This window comes from Neobacillus sp. C211 (genome assembly GCF_051842875.1).
Classification (GTDB): Bacteria; Bacillota; Bacilli; order Bacillales; family Cytobacillaceae; genus Neobacillus.
Window position 1 is genome coordinate 1 of record NZ_JBPXRO010000043.1, and the last position, 17355, is coordinate 17355.

14 protein-coding genes are annotated in these 17355 nt (G+C 37.9%); 13 read left to right on the forward strand and 1 reads right to left on the reverse strand.

Annotation, left to right across the window (positions count from 1 at the left end; all coding sequences use genetic code 11):
- Positions 1–18 precede the first annotated feature (18 nt).
- From ACSU6B_RS26285 to ACSU6B_RS26305, 5 genes are all read left to right on the forward strand, one after another.
- A complete protein-coding gene (locus ACSU6B_RS26285; protein ID WP_410889385.1) occupies positions 19–273 on the forward strand; it encodes a group II intron maturase-specific domain-containing protein in 255 nt (84 codons plus the stop codon).
- Between the two features lie 537 nt (positions 274–810).
- Positions 811–1389, forward strand: coding sequence for a TetR/AcrR family transcriptional regulator (locus ACSU6B_RS26290; RefSeq protein WP_410889329.1), 579 nt, complete (start codon positions 811–813; stop codon positions 1387–1389).
- A gap of 356 nt (positions 1390–1745) precedes the next feature.
- Positions 1746–2444, forward strand: coding sequence for an SDR family oxidoreductase (locus ACSU6B_RS26295; RefSeq protein ID WP_410889330.1), 699 nt, complete (start codon positions 1746–1748; stop codon positions 2442–2444).
- Positions 2445–2545: 101 nt separating this feature from the next.
- Entirely contained in the window at positions 2546–3628 is a 1083-nt protein-coding gene (locus tag ACSU6B_RS26300; protein WP_410889331.1) for an alkene reductase, read from the forward strand.
- Positions 3629–3931: 303 nt separating this feature from the next.
- Positions 3932–4930: an NADP-dependent oxidoreductase gene (locus tag ACSU6B_RS26305; protein WP_410889332.1), complete on the forward strand. Its 999-nt coding sequence runs from the start codon at positions 3932–3934 to the stop codon at positions 4928–4930.
- A 215-nt stretch (positions 4931–5145) separates the two neighbouring features.
- Here the strand turns inward: ACSU6B_RS26305 and ACSU6B_RS26310 are convergent, their stop codons facing one another.
- On the reverse strand, positions 5146–5802 hold the full coding sequence (locus tag ACSU6B_RS26310) for a hypothetical protein (protein ID WP_410889334.1): 657 nt from the start codon (positions 5800–5802) through the stop codon (positions 5146–5148).
- A gap of 1098 nt (positions 5803–6900) precedes the next feature.
- Here ACSU6B_RS26310 and ACSU6B_RS26315 point away from each other — a divergent pair.
- The 8 genes from ACSU6B_RS26315 to ACSU6B_RS26350 all read left to right on the forward strand — a co-directional run bounded on the left by ACSU6B_RS26315 (position 6901) and on the right by ACSU6B_RS26350 (position 17207).
- Positions 6901–8154: an ATP-binding protein gene (locus ACSU6B_RS26315; RefSeq protein ID WP_410889335.1), complete on the forward strand. Its 1254-nt coding sequence runs from the start codon at positions 6901–6903 to the stop codon at positions 8152–8154.
- A gap of 729 nt (positions 8155–8883) precedes the next feature.
- Positions 8884–10059, forward strand: a complete 1176-nt coding sequence (locus ACSU6B_RS26320) for an acyl-CoA dehydrogenase family protein (RefSeq protein WP_410889337.1) — start codon at positions 8884–8886, stop codon at positions 10057–10059.
- A 17-nt stretch (positions 10060–10076) separates the two neighbouring features.
- The gene (locus tag ACSU6B_RS26325; RefSeq protein WP_410889339.1) at positions 10077–11225 is read left to right on the forward strand and encodes an acyl-CoA dehydrogenase family protein; all 1149 of its coding nucleotides are present in this window, start codon (positions 10077–10079) and stop codon (positions 11223–11225) included.
- Positions 11226–11244: 19 nt separating this feature from the next.
- Positions 11245–13368: an acetate--CoA ligase family protein gene (locus ACSU6B_RS26330; protein WP_410889341.1), complete on the forward strand. Its 2124-nt coding sequence runs from the start codon at positions 11245–11247 to the stop codon at positions 13366–13368.
- Positions 13369–13385: 17 nt separating this feature from the next.
- Entirely contained in the window at positions 13386–14177 is a 792-nt protein-coding gene (locus ACSU6B_RS26335) for a crotonase/enoyl-CoA hydratase family protein (protein ID WP_410889343.1), read from the forward strand.
- Between the two features lie 25 nt (positions 14178–14202).
- Positions 14203–15642 carry an MFS transporter gene (locus tag ACSU6B_RS26340; protein WP_410889345.1) on the forward strand — a complete coding sequence of 480 codons (1440 nt, stop codon included), beginning with the start codon at positions 14203–14205 and terminating at the stop codon, positions 15640–15642.
- Positions 15643–15654: 12 nt separating this feature from the next.
- Positions 15655–16809, forward strand: a complete 1155-nt coding sequence (locus tag ACSU6B_RS26345; protein WP_410889347.1) for a thiolase family protein — start codon at positions 15655–15657, stop codon at positions 16807–16809.
- Positions 16809–17207 carry a Zn-ribbon domain-containing OB-fold protein gene (locus ACSU6B_RS26350; protein WP_410889349.1) on the forward strand — a complete coding sequence of 133 codons (399 nt, stop codon included), beginning with the start codon at positions 16809–16811 and terminating at the stop codon, positions 17205–17207. Before ACSU6B_RS26345 ends, ACSU6B_RS26350 begins: the two co-directional genes overlap by 1 nt.
- Positions 17208–17355 lie beyond the last annotated feature (148 nt).

A 17355-nucleotide genomic window follows, 5' to 3' on the forward strand; every position in this document is an offset into this window, starting at 1 on the left:
ACTATCAGACATTGGTCTATAAAAGACCAAGTTGAGAAGATAAATCAAATTCTTAGAGGTCATTACAATTACTATGGTATGGCTGGCAATCTTCGGTCAATAACAAAAATCTATAATATTACGGAACGTTATTGGAGAAGAATGTTAAGTAGTAGAAGCCAAAAGAGCTATATAACGTGGGAAAAGTTCAATAAGATTAAGTCGATTTTTCCTCTAGAGCGTCCTAAACTATCAATTCCGTTTTCGGAATTAAAGATGTACGCGAAACTGTGAAGCAATTTCTGAAGAGCCCGGTGCGGGAAATCCGCACGCCGGGTTCTGTGGGGGTTTGAGTCGCCAATTGGGCGACCTTTCTACCCGGAGGGAGAACACAATCTACCGCAAGGTAGAGAGGTTCTCTTCTACTCGACTAGTTGAATAAGGAATGGGAATAATACTCCTAAAAATGTTATGTAAATTCAAACGACGAGTCGGGTTTTGATTTTGATACCAATAAAAAAATGCCCTCCCTTCTAAATCACAAAAATCAAATTTCTTAAATTACACAGAAAAAAACAGTTTTTTTATTTCACAAAAGTATGTTCTCCTTAAAAATCAGTCTTTGGTAAGATTCTTGGGATCATATGATATATGATCAAGGGATTTAGGTTATGCTGAAAGATAAAATGTAGAAGTGATTGTGGAGTTTCCTTATTTGAGCTATAGGTAGTTTCACTACATTTGATAATATTTGGAATAATTATTATGAGGTTGCTTTCTTTACCGTTCGTTCTCAATATGTTATAGTGACTATGGGAGGAGGAAAATAGAATGGCAAGAAGTAAAGAATTCGAAGAGAACGTAGTATTAGACAAGGCGATGAAGCTCTTTTGGGAACAAGGTTATGAGAAGACATCCTTGACCGATCTGGTCGAGCATATGGGAATCCATCGCAGAAGTTTGTATGACACATTTGGAGACAAACATACGCTGTTTTTGAAAGCTATGGATCGATTTCGCGATAAGGTCAGTGCTGAGCTTACGGGAGAAGTTAAACGCTCCAAGAATGCAGCGGAGGCTCTTCAGTTTATTTTTAGTTTCATGATATATGGTGAAGAGAACTCTCCTTCAGGCTGTTTAATGGTGAATTCGGCGGTGGAATTGGCAATGCGCGATGTTGATGTGGATTCAAAGTCCACTGAATCATTCACACTATCAGAGCAGATACTCAAGGATATTATCCTGTGGGGGCAAGAGAAGGGAGAATTTACTTCAGAGTATGATGCCGGCGAACTGGCGGAACATCTGCATACTGTGTGTGTTGGGTTAAAGGTAATGACAAGAACCTCCATTCCCAAAGAAAAATTACACCGTATAGCCAATTTATCGATAAAACTTTTAGATAAATAGTTCCGATAAGAGAAAGTCTGAACTGTAGTAAAGCTTTCTCCTATGATGATATCATTGCTTATGCATTTTTTAGAATGATTGTTCTCATATATGAGTCTTGCCTTGCTTAAGCTCTCTCCATGAAGGGATTTTTCTTTTGTGTTTTTTAGAATGATCGTTCTTGTATTTGATTCTTGCCTTACTTAAAAATTTCTCAATGAAGGGATCATTCCTTTGTGCTTTTTAGAATGACCATTCCCATATAGCGAGACTTGCTTATGCCCAAAACTTCTCCTTAAGGAAATCATTACTTGCGTAGTTTTGAGGAGTAAGACATTTTGTTGTACCAAAATAAATATTAAAAGGAGCACATAAAAATGAAAATTTCTGAACAAGTCGCATTTGTTACCGGCGCGAACCGAGGTTTTGGACGCCATTTAGCACTTGAACTTCTATCCAGAGGGGCTAAGGTTTATGCTAGTGCAAGAAATCCTGAGTCCATTGACATTCCCGGTGTAATTCCTGTGAAGCTTGATATTACTAACCCTCAAGAGGTAGCTGCAGCCGCTATGGACGCTAAGGATGTTACGCTTTTGATCAACAATGCAGGATCGTCTACAGGTGCTTCTTTGATTGACGGTGATCTCGATAAAATACAATTGGAGTTTAATACGCATTTCTTTGGCACACTTTCCATGGTTCGTACTTTTGCACCGATTCTAGCAAATAATGGGGGAGGATCGATTCTGAATATTCTTTCCGCTTTATCTTGGGTTAGTTCGGGAACTGTTGGAGCTTATACCGCTGCAAAAGCGGCAGAGTGGGCATTGACGAACGACCTTCGTTTAAATCTCTATCCTCAAAATGTGAGAGTAGTTGGATTACATGTAGGCTTCATGGAGACAGACATGACGTCGAGCTTAGAAGTTCCCAAATCCAACCCTGAGGATATCGCAAAAATTGCTATTGATGGATTAGAATCCGACAGCTTTGAAATTGTTGCTGATGACGTGAGCCGAAAGATCCAAAGAGATTTTACCGGTGGTGTATCTGCGATATACCCACATCTCTCCTAAATACAAATTACTAATACAGTGATTTGTCCAAGATTTCAAACAAAAGGTAAAAGGACACACGTATACAACGGGTAACATAATTTGAAGAGGAGTGTACAAAAATGGATAAATTGTGGAGCAAAACGAAAATTGGAAATTTGGAATTACCTCATCGTTTAGCGATGGCTCCAATGACACGTAGTAGAGCGCAAGAAGATGGTACACCGGGAGAACTAAGTTCCCTTTATTATGCTCAAAGAGCATCTATGGGATTAATTATTAGTGAAGGTACACAACCTTCTGATGATGGACAAGGTTACTTATGGTCACCTGGCATCTATACTGAAAAGCATATTGAAGGGTGGAAAAAGGTTACGGATGCGGTGCATGAAGCAGGTGGATTTATGTATATCCAATTGATGCATGCTGGTCGTATGTCCCACCCTGACAATACACCGCATCATCGACAAGCAGTTGCACCATCTGCAATCGCACCTGGTGAAAAAATGTTTACTGCTAAAGGGATGCAGGAAATACCCGTTCCACGTGAGTTAAGTGAAGAAGATATTCAAACGACAATTGCAGACTTCCGAAAAGCAGCATCTGCAGCTATTGAAGCAGGAGCTGATGGCGTTGAAATTCATGGAGCAAATGGTTATCTAATTAATCAATTTATCGGAGTAAATTCTAATAAACGAACGGATAAATACGGTGGATCAATAGAGAATCGTGCTCGCTTTGCTATCGAAATAACGAAAGCAATCGTTGAAGAAATTGGAGCAGAAAGAACAGGCTTTCGTATTTCACCAGGTACACCTCTTGGTGGAATTGAAGAAGGTGAACAAGGTCCTGAAGTTTATCTCCATCTTGTAAAAGAATTAGCTCAATTCAATTTAGCTTACCTTCATGTTATGCATTTAGGAAACGAAACACTGCTCCATGAAATTCGTTCAATTTGGTCCAATCCATTATTAGTCAATCGAGCTGGTCGAGCTCTAGAAGATATTAGTGTAGATATTGATAATGGCGTTGCTGATATGGTACCAGTCGGTGTATGGTCATTAGCTAATTCGGATTTAGTAGAACGTCTCAAAAAAGGGTTTCCTTTGAATGAAGCAGACCGTACAACATTCTTTGGTGGTAACGGAAGCGTGGGTTATACGGATTATCCTACGATGAAAGAATTAAAATCTCAAGAGGGGTAAGTATAGCTTATAGGGTGAAGAATGGCGTACAACTGAAAAATTGTACGCCATTCTTTCATCAGAATTAGACTTTGTGGGAAACAGCTGTCTTAGTAATTAATATTATAAAAGTTTGTGCCGTTTTTGGGCTCATCCTGAAAATCAGTGCTTGACGCTTGAATTACGTGAATTTGCAGGCGTTTGGTGCATTCTTGGGCTTTACCCTTCAAGCACTGGTTTTTGTTTTGAGTCACCTACATTCAAAGCTAGAGATTGCATTTCTTGAAAAGCCACGAAAACATTGTAAAGGAAGAGGATGAAAAAATGAGAGCTGCTCAAATGCAGAAATATTCAAAAGAAGTTCAAGTGGAATTGAATGATGTTAAAATACCAGAAATTAATAGCCGGGAGGTACTCGTTAAAGTAAAAGCAGCAGGTGTTAATCCATTAGATATCCTTATTTTAAATGGAAGTATTCGAATGATTTCTGATTATGATTTACCATTAACTTTAGGAAATGAACTATCTGGAGTTATTGAGGCTGTTGGAAAAGATGTTAAGAACTTCAGCGTTGGTGACCACATTTATACAAGGTTGCCAGTTAATCAAATTGGAGCTTTTGCTGAATATGCGGTCGTCAATGAAGATGCTATATCCATAATGCCTAAAAATCTATCCTTTATTGAAGCAGCCGCTGTTCCTCTCACTGCTTTGACTGCTTATCAAGCATTAAATGACGTACTCAATGCTCAGCCTAACAAAAAGCTATTTATCCCTGGAGGAACCGGCGGCTTTGGTGCTATGGCAATCCCCATCGCCAAATCAATGGGGTTATATGTTATAACAAGCGGCAGTGAAAGAGGTAGATCACGTACACTGTCGATTGGCGCTGATAGATTCATAAATTATCATGAGGAAAACTATGCCAACATTTTATATGATATAGATTATGTTATCGACACCCTGGGAGCAAAAGAGATAAAAGCAGAACTTGGTATCTTAAAACCTCAAGGAAAGTTAGTATCATTAAAAGCCGTACCTAATTATCGCTTTGCGGTTGACAATAATTTTCCGATGTGGAAAAAATTATTGTTTGGTTTAGTGGGTGCTCGTGTAGATTTTTTAGCACGTAAACATAAAAATGAATATCACTTTTTATTCGTACACGCCAACGGCAGTCAATTACAAAGAATCACTAATCTTGTTGAAAAAGAAAATATCACGCCCTCTATTGATTCAATTTATAATTTTAATGACATTAACAAAGCATTAATAAAAGTTTCTACTGGACACTCACAAGGCAAAGCTATTGTAACCTTCTAATCTAAAATTTAAGTACGTGGAAGAACTCTTGTTAAACTATAAGGTGCTTTCCTTTTATAGATCTAGCTGCCAATAGGGTAGCTTTTTATTTATGTCGCAAACGGGGAAGTTCAATAAGCATAATACAAAGGGTACATTAAAGCGCTGGACTTATGAATGACTCTAAATTATTAAATGCCTAAGAACCAGTAAAATACCCTCACAAGTAATTCTGCTTAATTGTTATAATCTATCTCCGAAGTAACACCTCTATCCCACGTCCGTACAATATTGAACTTTGTCAATTCTTCATGCAGTTCCACGGCTTTGTCGTCAATGCTTTCTGAAATGGTATTAAAGGCTTTTAACAAGCGAAAGAATTCGGCCTTATCTTCCACGGTGGCACTCTCCGATTGCTCGTAAAGGGCGGTCAGTTTCTCGAAATAAGTGACAAGAGTTTTCATTCGTTTGTTCAGGGCTAGTACATCCTTACTCTTGAACTTGATGGTGTATTCGCCAATCCGTTCCCCTGTATTGAAATACTCGGTCAATAAGAGACTCTGTTGTTCAAGAGTTTTGAGCATTCCTTCTATCTCTGATCGCTCAACCTTATCCTCCTCTTCGCTGATTTCTATAGTCTCGAAGGTTTCGCGCAATGGGTAAATACCCACATTTAGGGTATCTATAACGGTCAAGTGCCCCCGAAGGATCCTTCTCAATTCATTCAAATAATAGGAGCGGTCTTTCACTTCATTGACAAAACTCCTGTCTGCCGCTTGTGGCTCAGGTTCCCTGCTCTTCTTTTTCATCTCATTGGCAACTATACGGGATGCATCATTAGCTAACCGCTTGGAAGCCCCTCCATAACAACTTATCGAAAAAAACCATTGCAATTAGCTTAAGTTCCTTAACAGGAACTAACAAAATAAATATATTTTTAGTGATGATTCATATAGCTTTTAGAACCAGTACTCCACAAAGCTATGGATTCGCATTGGGAGATATGTGGGCGTGGTTTAGATATTTTCCAGCGATATCTTTAGATTCAAACTTAAAGCTAAAACCCGAATGGCAAAATATTGACCAGGACCAAAAAACCATACTAGTGTTGATTTTGGTATGGGTTTTTCATCTTATGTTCTTACAAATGCCTTGGATTTATTGGCAGTGATACCAACAAATTATTTATTGGATCGTATTTCTTTTTTTAGACTGGGACCAGCAGGAGGAAAAAGAGGACCAAAAAAATCCCCTGACTTTATAGCGTTTGATAAAAGGTTGAATTTCCATATATTTGAATGTAAAGGGACACAGTCAAGTATTAGGGATTTATGAAACGGAAAATGGTGTTAGAGTGTTTACACCATTAGGATGTTTCATGGAAATTAATTTGATATTTTAATAAATCTCTATTTATACTCTTGGTTGGCTGAGAATGAACTGGGGACATTGAATAAGGGGCAGTTTAAAACAAACTGCCTCTATTTAGTAATTATCATTTTATTAATATTCCGTATATTACAATCTTCATAACAACATAATCATTACAAATTTTCGGTGGAGTGAGGGAGACCGATGTCTGAGACGGTTAGTACGAGTATCGTAAGACCGCACGCATCCACGTCAGATTTACAGATATTAGAGCGATGAAAAGGTGAGTGAGTCTATGGCTGGATTGATTTTTTTCTACAAACAGCAATCAAATATGTGAAAACTACTGCAAATGTTTTTTTTGTATAATTTGAAGAAGCAAAATCTTTTTTATTCTCAATTATCTGTGTGTGGAACAATCGTATGAAACAAGATTTTTAGGGGCATCACAGTGAACTTTGTTCTAGTAATATATTTTTTTTGGTCATAACATTGAAGCTTAACTAGTAGGTTAATATCCATTTTTGGGAGTTTTTCACTTAAATAAAAAAAGCTCTCTTTTATAGGACTTATCCCTTATAATTAAATATGTTAATAAATTTTGACAAAGGATATTTACTATGGACTTCATTTATATTAATCAAAATGTTTTAGATAACTTGTTTTACATTTTAGTAAGTATTTTTGTTTTCTTCGTTTTAATTGATAATTTTAAAACGCTTAAAAATTATCAAAAAACCCTTATTACAGCATGCATGAGTTTACCAAGTATTTTATGTATGAAATTCCCTATTTATATTGATGAATATTGTGTGCATGATTTAAGGCAAATTCCTTTTTTTATTGGTATACTATATGGCGGATGGCCTGTCGGGGCTGCCTTGTTGATAATTTCGTTGGCGATTAGATTTTTTATTTATGGATTCAATTCTCTAACTCTTATTGTTTATATCGTGATCTTTATTATAACGGCACTTCTTTCAAAAAAGTTCAGCATGTTCAATAGAAAAAATAAGCTTATTTTCTCAGTTCTGTTATCTTTGTGTCTTGGAATACTAACAACTTCTATAGCTGTTAGTATATCTGATTCATTTAGGGTGACTGAAGCTTATATGTTTTATTTTATTGTCCTTCCTCCAGTAGTCATGTTTTTCGTTGTATATATAATAGAAATATTAAGTGACGCAATTAGTATAAAGTCAAAAATAGCAAAGCTAGAAAAGATGGAAGTTGTTAGCCAGTTAGCAGCGAGTATTTCCCACGAAGTTAGAAATCCTTTAACAGTTGTAAAGGGATTTATTGATCTCCTAAAAGCCCCTAACCTTTCTCAGGAAGTTAGAGAACAGTACTTTCAACATGTGGTTAGAGAGCTTAAATCTGCAGAGACAATTATTAGTGATTACTTAGCATATGCAAAACCTGCAACCGAAGATATAGGTATTATTTTAATTGATCGTGAAATAAGAAGTATTATTGAAATGACGAAACCATTGGCCAATATGAATTCGGTGAAGATATCAGAAGAGTTAGTGCCAGGAATTACACGCGGAAATATTCAACATTTCAAGCAATGTTTTTTAAACCTGATTAAAAATAGTATAGAGGCTATGCCAAACGGTGGGGAGCTTAGATTAGTTACACTCGTAAGTAAATTCGATATCATTATCGAGATAAGCGATAACGGTGTTGGAATGAGCAAAGAACAAATAAACCGTTTTGGCGAACCTTATTACAGCACTAAAGAAAAGGGGACTGGATTAGGTTCAATGGTTGTTGTAAAAACAATAGAGACAATGAATGGGAAAATTAAGATAAATAGTGTTTTAAATAAAGGAACAACGATAAGAATAACACTTCCTATTTATACTTCATGAACAAGGTGCCAGGTGCCATCCAGATATTGGATGGCACCTGGCACCTTTATTATCAATTGGTTTGCCGAAAAGTCAAAAGGCTATTGGGGAGACATTCAAATTGATGCTCTATACTTAAAATAATTGTAAAAACTTGTATTATGGAAAACTTTAAAAATGAAAGAAATTTTCTTTATAATGAAAAATAGGTGGATAGCAAGTGTGCCCGTCAAGGTATAAAGCGTAGGTGGGCAGTCAACTATTACTTGAAGGGAAAGAATTATGTTTGTTCTACGATAATCCCTAAGATGGAGCAATTTAGAAGCGAATTGGCTTTGAACCCATCGAATTTTGGATGATGTATACATAAAGATAGAGTTTGAATTAAGTCAAACCTATTGGAAAACACCGCTTAATGCGGTGTTATTTGCCGTGTCAACTGTTTTTTAGTTGGTCCTTCTTATAGAGATTTTTATAAATTATAAAATAAAAAGTGAACATTTCTTTCTGAAAAATCTGTTTTTAAGAAACGAAATAGAAAATGATGGTATAGAATTACATATTGTGTTTGTGTATTTCGGGTATTTTAACTACGTATTAACGTAATATGTTCATATTTTAGTATCTAAATCAATCATTTCATTTGTTTTGTCCTATTTTACATAAATGCCCCATAAATGTATATTTTTTTCTCCAATTCATGTTGTTATAGTTAAGTTAACAAAAAAAAGTAAATAAGGAGATGATGAGATGGATTTTAAATTAACGGAAGCACAACTGGGATGGCAAAAGGAAGTGCGGGCATTTTTGAAAGAGCATGTAACTCCACAATTACTTGATGAATTGCGTGAACATGAAGATAAAGAAATGGGAACTTTAGAAATTTCATTTAAAAAGAAATGTGCAGACCGCCGTTGGAATAAAATCAATTGGCCAGTTGAAGAGGGAGGATTGAACTTAACGGAGATGGAGAAATTCATCTTAAATGAAGAGTTCTTGTACGCACTTGCACCGCAAATTAATGATACAGCTTCTTCAATTGTTGCTCCTTCTTTATTTAAATTTGGTACGAAAGAAAATAAGGAGAGGTTTTTACCGCCCATTTTAAATAATGAAATGTCTTTTGCTCTAGGTTATTCGGAGCCTGAAGCTGGTACAGATCTAGCTAGTTTAAAGACAAAAGCTGTCCTTGAAGGGGATGAATGGGTGATTAATGGACAGAAGACTTGGAATACATTTGGTCACCGTGTGACTCATCAATGGCTCGCAGCACGTACGGGAGACGAAAATTCTCGTCATAAAGGTATTTCAATGTTTATCGTTCCGAATGATGCGCATGGCTTAACAATGACGCGACAATATACATGGGGAGATCATACAACGAATGAGGTTTTCTTTGATAATGTGCGCGTACCGAAAGATCATTTGATTGGTGAAGTAAATGGTGGGTGGAGAATTTTAACTTCTGCGCTGGATTTTGAACGGGTGATGATGGGAGAAGTAGCAGTACCAAGACGTGCCTACGATGATACGGTGGCATTTGCTGCTACTACAGAATTAGATGGTGAATTATTAATTGATCGTCCAAACGTCATTTCGAAGCTGGCTGAATTAGAAATTGATTTAGAAATTGGACAATTATTTGGTTATCAGGCAGCATCCAAGCTCGATGAAGGTGTTGATTTATCTGCGGATGCATCCATGATGAAAGTCTATGCAACAGAATTATATACGAAGGTTTCGGATATTGGAACGCAAATTATGGAAGCCTACGGTCAGTTAACCTGGAGAAATGAAGAGGCACCAGCAGGTGGAACCGTCGAGCATTTATATCGTCTTGCACCATTCCATCGATTTGGCGGGGGTACAAATGAAGTACAAAGAAATATTGTGGCACAGCGTGGCTTAGGGTTGCCTCGTAATTAAAAAAGGGGGATGACAAGATGAAAATGACTTTTTCAGATGAACAGCAAATGTTACATCAAGCCGTGAGACGATTCTTTGATAAAAATGCACAGATTGAAACGATTAGACACATACAAGCAAGTGAATTAGGTCATTGTGAAAACCTATGGCATAAAATCACGGAAGCTGGTTGGAATGCGATTATTATACCAGAACGTTTCGGGGGTGCTGGTGGAACGATTATGGATTTAGCGATTATTTTTGAAGAAGCAGGGAAAGTTCTGTTACCGACTTCTTTTTACAGCACAACCTATGCCACGCTTGTATTAAATGATCTTGGCACGAATACGCAAAAAGAACATTATTTATCAAAAATTGCTAATGGTGAATTTATATCAACTGTGGCATATGAAGAAAAACAAGCGCTTACGAAATCTGCCTTATTCACGACAACAGCAGAAGCAATGAACGATCAATGGGTCATTAATGGCGAGAAATGGTTTGTTCAAAATGCGCATATTTCGGATGAGATGCTCGTTGTTGCCCGTGTTGGTAAACAGTTTGGGATTTTTGCAATTTCAAAAGATCAAGAAGGGGTGCACCTACAAGAACAGCACACAGTTGGACGGGACAAACAGGCAATTGTGCGATTTGAACAAGTACTGGTTGACACATCACACTTAATTGGGGAACGCCTTGTAAGCGCAGATGAATTAGAAGGAAGCCGGCTGATGATGACAGCGCTTCAAAGTGTTGAAATGTCGGGTGGTGCGATGAAAGTCATTCAAATGACTTTGGATTATGTAAAAGAGCGGCGTCAATTTGGGGTAGCGATTGGTACATTCCAAGCGGTCCAACATCATTTGTCGAATCTTTATACAAAAGCGGTAGGTTCACGGTTATCGTCTTATAAAGCTATTTCTGTGTTACAAAAAAATCCGAAGGCGAAGCGTGAAGTAAGTATTGCCAAAGTATTTACAAGTGAGTCGTACAAAGATATTACGGTAATGGCTCATCAATTATGGGGAGGGATGGGCTACTCTACAGAAAGCCATTTATTTTTATGGTCAAACCGTGCAAAAGCAGCGGAGTTATCATTTGGGACACCAGCTTTGCACCGAAAAGTTATTGAACAAATTGTACGTAATCGGTCAAAAGAGCAAGTAGAAAAAACAATAAACGTTTAAACCGATCGGAGGAATTAATATGTACGGGCAAATAAACCAATTATTTTCACCGAAGGCTATTGCTATTATTGGCGCGACAATTCGAGAAGGGGCAATTGGGAATACGGCTGTTCGAAACTTTCGAGTATCGAATTACCAAGGGGACGTTTATCCAATTAATCCTCGTTATGAAGAAATTGAAGGATTTACATGCTATCCAAATGTGAAGGATATAAAAGAGCAGATTGACATGGCCATTATTGCTGTACCGGGGGAGCGTGTGGAGGGAAGTGTTCGAGATTGTGTAGAACAAGGTATTCGCAATGTTTTAATTTTTAGTTCTGGTTTTGCAGAAATGGGCGAAGAAGGAAAAAAGATGCAAAATGGTTTAGTTTCTTATTGTAAACAGCAAGGTGTTCGTATTTTAGGACCTAATACTTTAGGAATGTTAAATGTCCATGAAGATTTAGCATTAATGTTCCAAGATATTGGTTACACCGTTTATGAAAAAGGAGAGGTAGGTCTTGTAGCACAAAGCGGAGCGACAGGCTCACAAATATTATCCATGGCCTCTGAAGAAAAAGTTGGATTTTCGTATATGGTAGCCACAGGGAATCAGCCTGACCTAGATACGATTGAAGTGCTAGACTACTATATTCAAGATAAACAAACAAAAGTTGCTTCCTTTTATATGGAAGGAGTACCATCTGGTAAACGTTTCTTATCGATGGCCGAGAAGGCATTAGAGGCAAATAAACCCGTGGTGGGCATTAAATCAGGTCGTTCATCTGCTGGGCAGAAAGCTGCCTTATCACATACAGCTTCTCTAACAGGTTCAAATGAGATATTTGAGGTAGCAGCAAAAAAATACGGTGTGACGATTGTCGATGGATTTGAACAGTTAATTGATTCTCTTAAAGTATTCCAATCTGGTAAGCGACCAAAAGGAAATCGTGTTGCGACAGTTGTGGTTTCAGGTGCAGTAGGTATTTTACTAGCAGATGCACTGGAGCTAAATGGCTTACTAATGGCGGAGCTATCCCAGGAAACGAAGAAGAAGTTACGTGAGCAAGTAGCAAATTATTGCTCGGTTGAAAATCCTGTAGATATTGCTTCAACATTTATATTAAATGAGCAAGTATATCCTCATGCGGTGCAAACATTAGTAGATTCAGATGAAGTAGATATGATTATTATTCATTTACCAGTTCCAACTGCATTAAATCCTCAAAAGTTTGCGGAAATGTTTGTTAAGATTTCAAAAACGACTGATAAACCAATCTTTGTTGTGCCAACAGGACTTGAATCAGAAATGGCGAAGGTTCGTCACTTCTTAACTGAAAATCATGTTCCAGCTTATCGACATATTGAAGGAGCTGTTCATTCAGCAAAGGCAATTTATCAATATGAATGTATGCGTCAAAAATATATGGCAAAACAGACGATTGCTTCATCGGATGTGCCAATTATGATCAATAGTGAAGAACAATCGATTGCAGAGCATCGTGTAAAAGAGATGTTACGTAACCATGATGTTCCTGTACCCAATGGTCTCTTAATTAGGAGTGTGGCGGAGATTTCACAGTTTTCTAGAATCGCATACCCCGTTGTTGCAAAAATCGCTTCGGTCGATATCGCACATAAAAGTGATGTTGGTGGGGTTGTGCTCAATATCGAAAACGCACAACAATTGAAAAATGCGTACCATGAAATTTTATCGAAGGTAAGGTTCCATCACCCAGAAGCAAAAATTGATGGTATTTTTGTAGAAGAGATGTCGACAGATCGCTTTATTGAATTTTTCGTTGGTGTGCAAAATGATGAATTATTTGGACCTGTGTTAACTTGTGGGTTAGGTGGCATCTTTGTAGAGGTACTAAAAGATGTATCACGTCAAATTGGACACGTATCGAAAGAGGAGGCACGTCAAATGGTGGAATCCCTAAAAGGGGCAGCCATTTTAAAAGGGGCACGTAGGCATGTAGCTTTCGATATTGATGCGTTAGCAGAAGCTATCTCCAATATTTCTCAAATTGCTACTTCACTTGAAGGAAATTGGCAAGACTTTGAGATTAATCCACTTGTTGTGTTTGAAGAAGGAAAAGGTGTGTTAGCACTTGATGGATTAATTACGCTGAAGCAAACGGCAATACCAATTTCGTAATGAAAGGGTGAATAAAGATGGAATTTAACAACATAAAGGTCGAAAATGACGGACGTATTTTCATTATCACCATTAACCGTCCAGAAGCAATGAATGCAATTAATCAAGAGACATGGATTGAAATTGGGGAATCAATCGAGTTTTTCAATCGTTCGAATGAGTATGTTGTTGCCATTTTAACAGGTGCTGGTAATCGATCATTTTGTGCTGGGGCAGATTTGAAAGCGCTATCACGAGGTGAGAGTATAATCCCTTCTTCTGATGAGGCAAATTGGGGCTTTGCTGGAATTGTCAAACACTACACAAATAAGCCAATCATTGCAGCGGTAAACGGTTTTGCATTAGGTGGTGGAACAGAAATTGCTTTAGCTTGTGATATAGTCATTGCGTCAGAAAACGCAACATTTGGTTTACCTGAAGTGAAACGCGGGATTATTGCTGGGGCTGGTGGGTTATTACGCCTACCTCGCCAAATACCACTCAAAATTGCCTCAGAATTAATCTTTACAGGAGATACTTTATCGGCAGACGCTGCTGCTAAATGGGGACTTGTGAATCATGTTGTACCACATGAACTAGTGATAGATAAAGCGATTGAAGTAGCGAAAAAAATTGCAGATAACGCACCTGTTGCTGTTCGAGCAAGTAAGGATATTGTTTACAAAGGGCTTGATGTACCAATCGATCACCCGCAAACCGGATGGGATATTAATGATCAATATGTTGCAGTTGTTATGGAATCAGAGGATTCATTGGAAGGACCGCGTGCTTTTGCTGAGAAACGTCAGCCTGTTTGGAAAGGTAAGTAAAACCAATGATGTGGGGGGAAAAAATATGAGCACGGTAAAAAAGTATAACCCGTGGGTTGTTTTCTTCTGTCTATTAATTAGTGTATTTGTTTTACTTGAAGCAGCAGCCTTTCAATCACCGGCTTTACCATTTATTACGAAAAACTTTGGAATTAATCCAGGTTTCGGTGGTGCTGTTACATTAGCCTATTATGCAGCGGCAGTTGTTTTTGCCCCATTAATGGGTCGTCTAAGTGACCAGATTGGTCGTAAAGAAATGATTTTAGTTGGATTAACAATATTTTCATTATCAGAGTTTATAGCTGCCCTAAGCCCAAATTTCTCGGTTTTTCTAGCTGCACGTTTCCTACAAGGGATGGGATATGCTTGTGTATTTCCGGTTATCTTTGCCTACATTTCAGACCTATTTAAGGAAGAAAGCCGAGGGAAAGCGATTGGGTATCTAGGAGCTACAGCGACAATCGGGGCCGCTTCCGGCGGGATTATTGCAGGGGTATTAATAGATCAATACGGTTGGTCAATTATTTATTGGATTAGTGGTATATTTTCAGCAATCGGGATTGGAATTATTTACTTTACAATGCCAAAAACAACCCAACGTTCAGGCAAACAAGTAATTGATTTCCCAGGGACGATCATTTTACTTGTCACAATTGGTTCCCTTGTTACTTTACCAATGATGATTACAAATTTTGGTTTGGCTTCACCTATTTCAACTAGTTTAATAGTCAGTAGTGTTATTGGATTGATTGCTTTAATTTTGGTTGAACGAAAAGCACGTGAGCCGGTAATGGATATTAAAATCCTTCGTTTACGTGGCATACGCATTCCAGCGGTCATCGTTATTTTACAAAATTTCTGTAATATCGCATTGATTTATGCACTCACGTATTATATTGCTGGTCGTGAAGGCTGGGGTGCAACAGAAACTGGATTAATGAGTACGATTAACTATATTTTTAACAGTGCTGCAACATTAGCAACTGGCTATTTAGTGGATAAATACAAGCCAAGAATTTTCGTTGTAGCAGGGGCCGTATTGAGTTTAGGTGGAGCATTCGCCTACACAATGATTTCAACTACTTCCTCTTATGCCTTTTTAATTTTCGCAGTAAGTATTGTTGGATTATGTAGCGGTCTAATCAACCCTGCATTAATGAAAATTGTAACAACGGAAGTACCAAAAGCATTACGAGGTGCCGGGTCAGGAACCTATGTCATGTTCCGGGATATTGGGGTTCCATTAGGGTCTTCGATTGGTTTGGCATTATTTGGCTTTATGAGCCGTAGCGGTGGAGCAAATGCAGAGCCGATTGTGGCTACAACAAATGCGATCAACGGTGTCGGAACAGTCGTTATGTGTGTGATTGTTGTATTAATCTTAACTAGCTTACTACTATATCGTAAGGCTAACTCAGAAACGCAAGAAGAATATGTTATAAATTCCATTCAAGAACAATCGTAGAGGGGGATCAATATGAAAGGAAAAGCTGCAATTGTCGGCATCGGTGAAACAAACTATGAAAAAGACAGTGGAAAAAATATTTTGCAGCTTGCAAGTGAAGCGACAAAATATGCATTAGCGGATGCAAATTTATCGATTAGGGATATTGATGGTATTATCACTTTATGTCCATTATCGACCAGTGCACGTTTAAACAATGTGCTTGCCTCTTATTTAGAGTTGAAACCAACGTATAGTGCAGAAGTAGCCGTTTACGGCGCTTCTGGAGGTACGGCATTAAAACAAGCTGCTGAAGCCATTGCAGCAAAAGCAGCAAAGCGGATTCTTGTTGTCGGTAGTGATAAAAACTTCTTAAAAGTTCAATCGAACGGACCGCAAATTTTAGGTGGTGCGTACCAGCAAAAGTTTATAAGCGCTGAAGCCACACCTAGCTATGCGATGGCGGCTAATTTACATCAGCACTTATATCAATCAACGAATGAACAGCGAGCTAAAATCGCTGTTGATCAACGGTTTAATGCTAATCATTTCGACAACGCACTCTTTAAAGATAAGAAACTGAATTTGGAGGATGTGTTTACATCACCAATCATTGCTGAACCCATTCATATAATGGAAATTGTTTATCCTTGTGACGGAGCTGTTGCATTTATTGTAACATCGAATGATGATGCTAAAAGTATAACAAAAACACCAGTCGCTATTGATGGGGCTGGATTTTATAACAGTCACTTTTTATACACAGAGTCAGAAATGTTTACGAATGGATTAGTGACAGGTGTAAAAAAGGCAGGAGACATTGCCTATAAGATGGCAGGGATTGGTCCGGAACAAATTCAAATTTGTGGGCTCTATGACTGCTATACCATTGCGGTTATGCTCATGCTCGAAGACTTAGGATTCTGTCAAAAAGGGCAAGGAGGAAACTTTGTTGAGGAACATGATTTAACTTTCAAAGGTGATTTTCCTGTAAATACAAGTGGTGGGCAACTGTCTGCCGGACAGCCTGGTGATGCTGGCGGAATGGTAAATATTGTAGAAGTCGTCAGGCAGCTTATGGGAAAATCAGGCATACGTCAAATAGCGGATGTGGAATATGGAATAACAACATCGAATGGCGGATATTTCTCGAATGAATGTGTCTTGATTTTAAGGGGGAATCGCTAATGTATGAAGAAGCACAGCCATTTTGGGATGGAATAAAGGAGCATAAATTACTCCTCCAACGTTGTAAAAACTGTGAGCAATTTGTATTTTATCCACGCGCCTTTTGTCCACATGATTTTGGAGAATTAAGATACGAAGAAGTAGAAACAACAGGTAAAATCATTACTTACTCCGTTGTAGAACGCTGTGGTGAGCCTAGCTTAATGCCTTACCTTCCATATATTGCTGCCTTAATTGAACTAGATTGCGGTCCAAAAATCTTTGGGCGTTTAGTAGAGGTACCACTACCGCTTGAAAATTCGTTATTTGGGCAACGTGTGAAAGGAAAATTCGTCAAGCAAGGAGAAGAAGATATGATTGCATTTGCTTGTGAAATAAACCTCGAAAGTAATATTTAAATTTTTTTAAATATTTCCAATTTTCAATTTCCAATTCCGATTTGATTTTGGTATGATAAAGGTAGTATGGTCATCGATGTTTCTCAATAGAGAAAGGAAGATGGCCTTTTTTGTTTAAGCATACATAGAATCGATGGGAGGATTGACA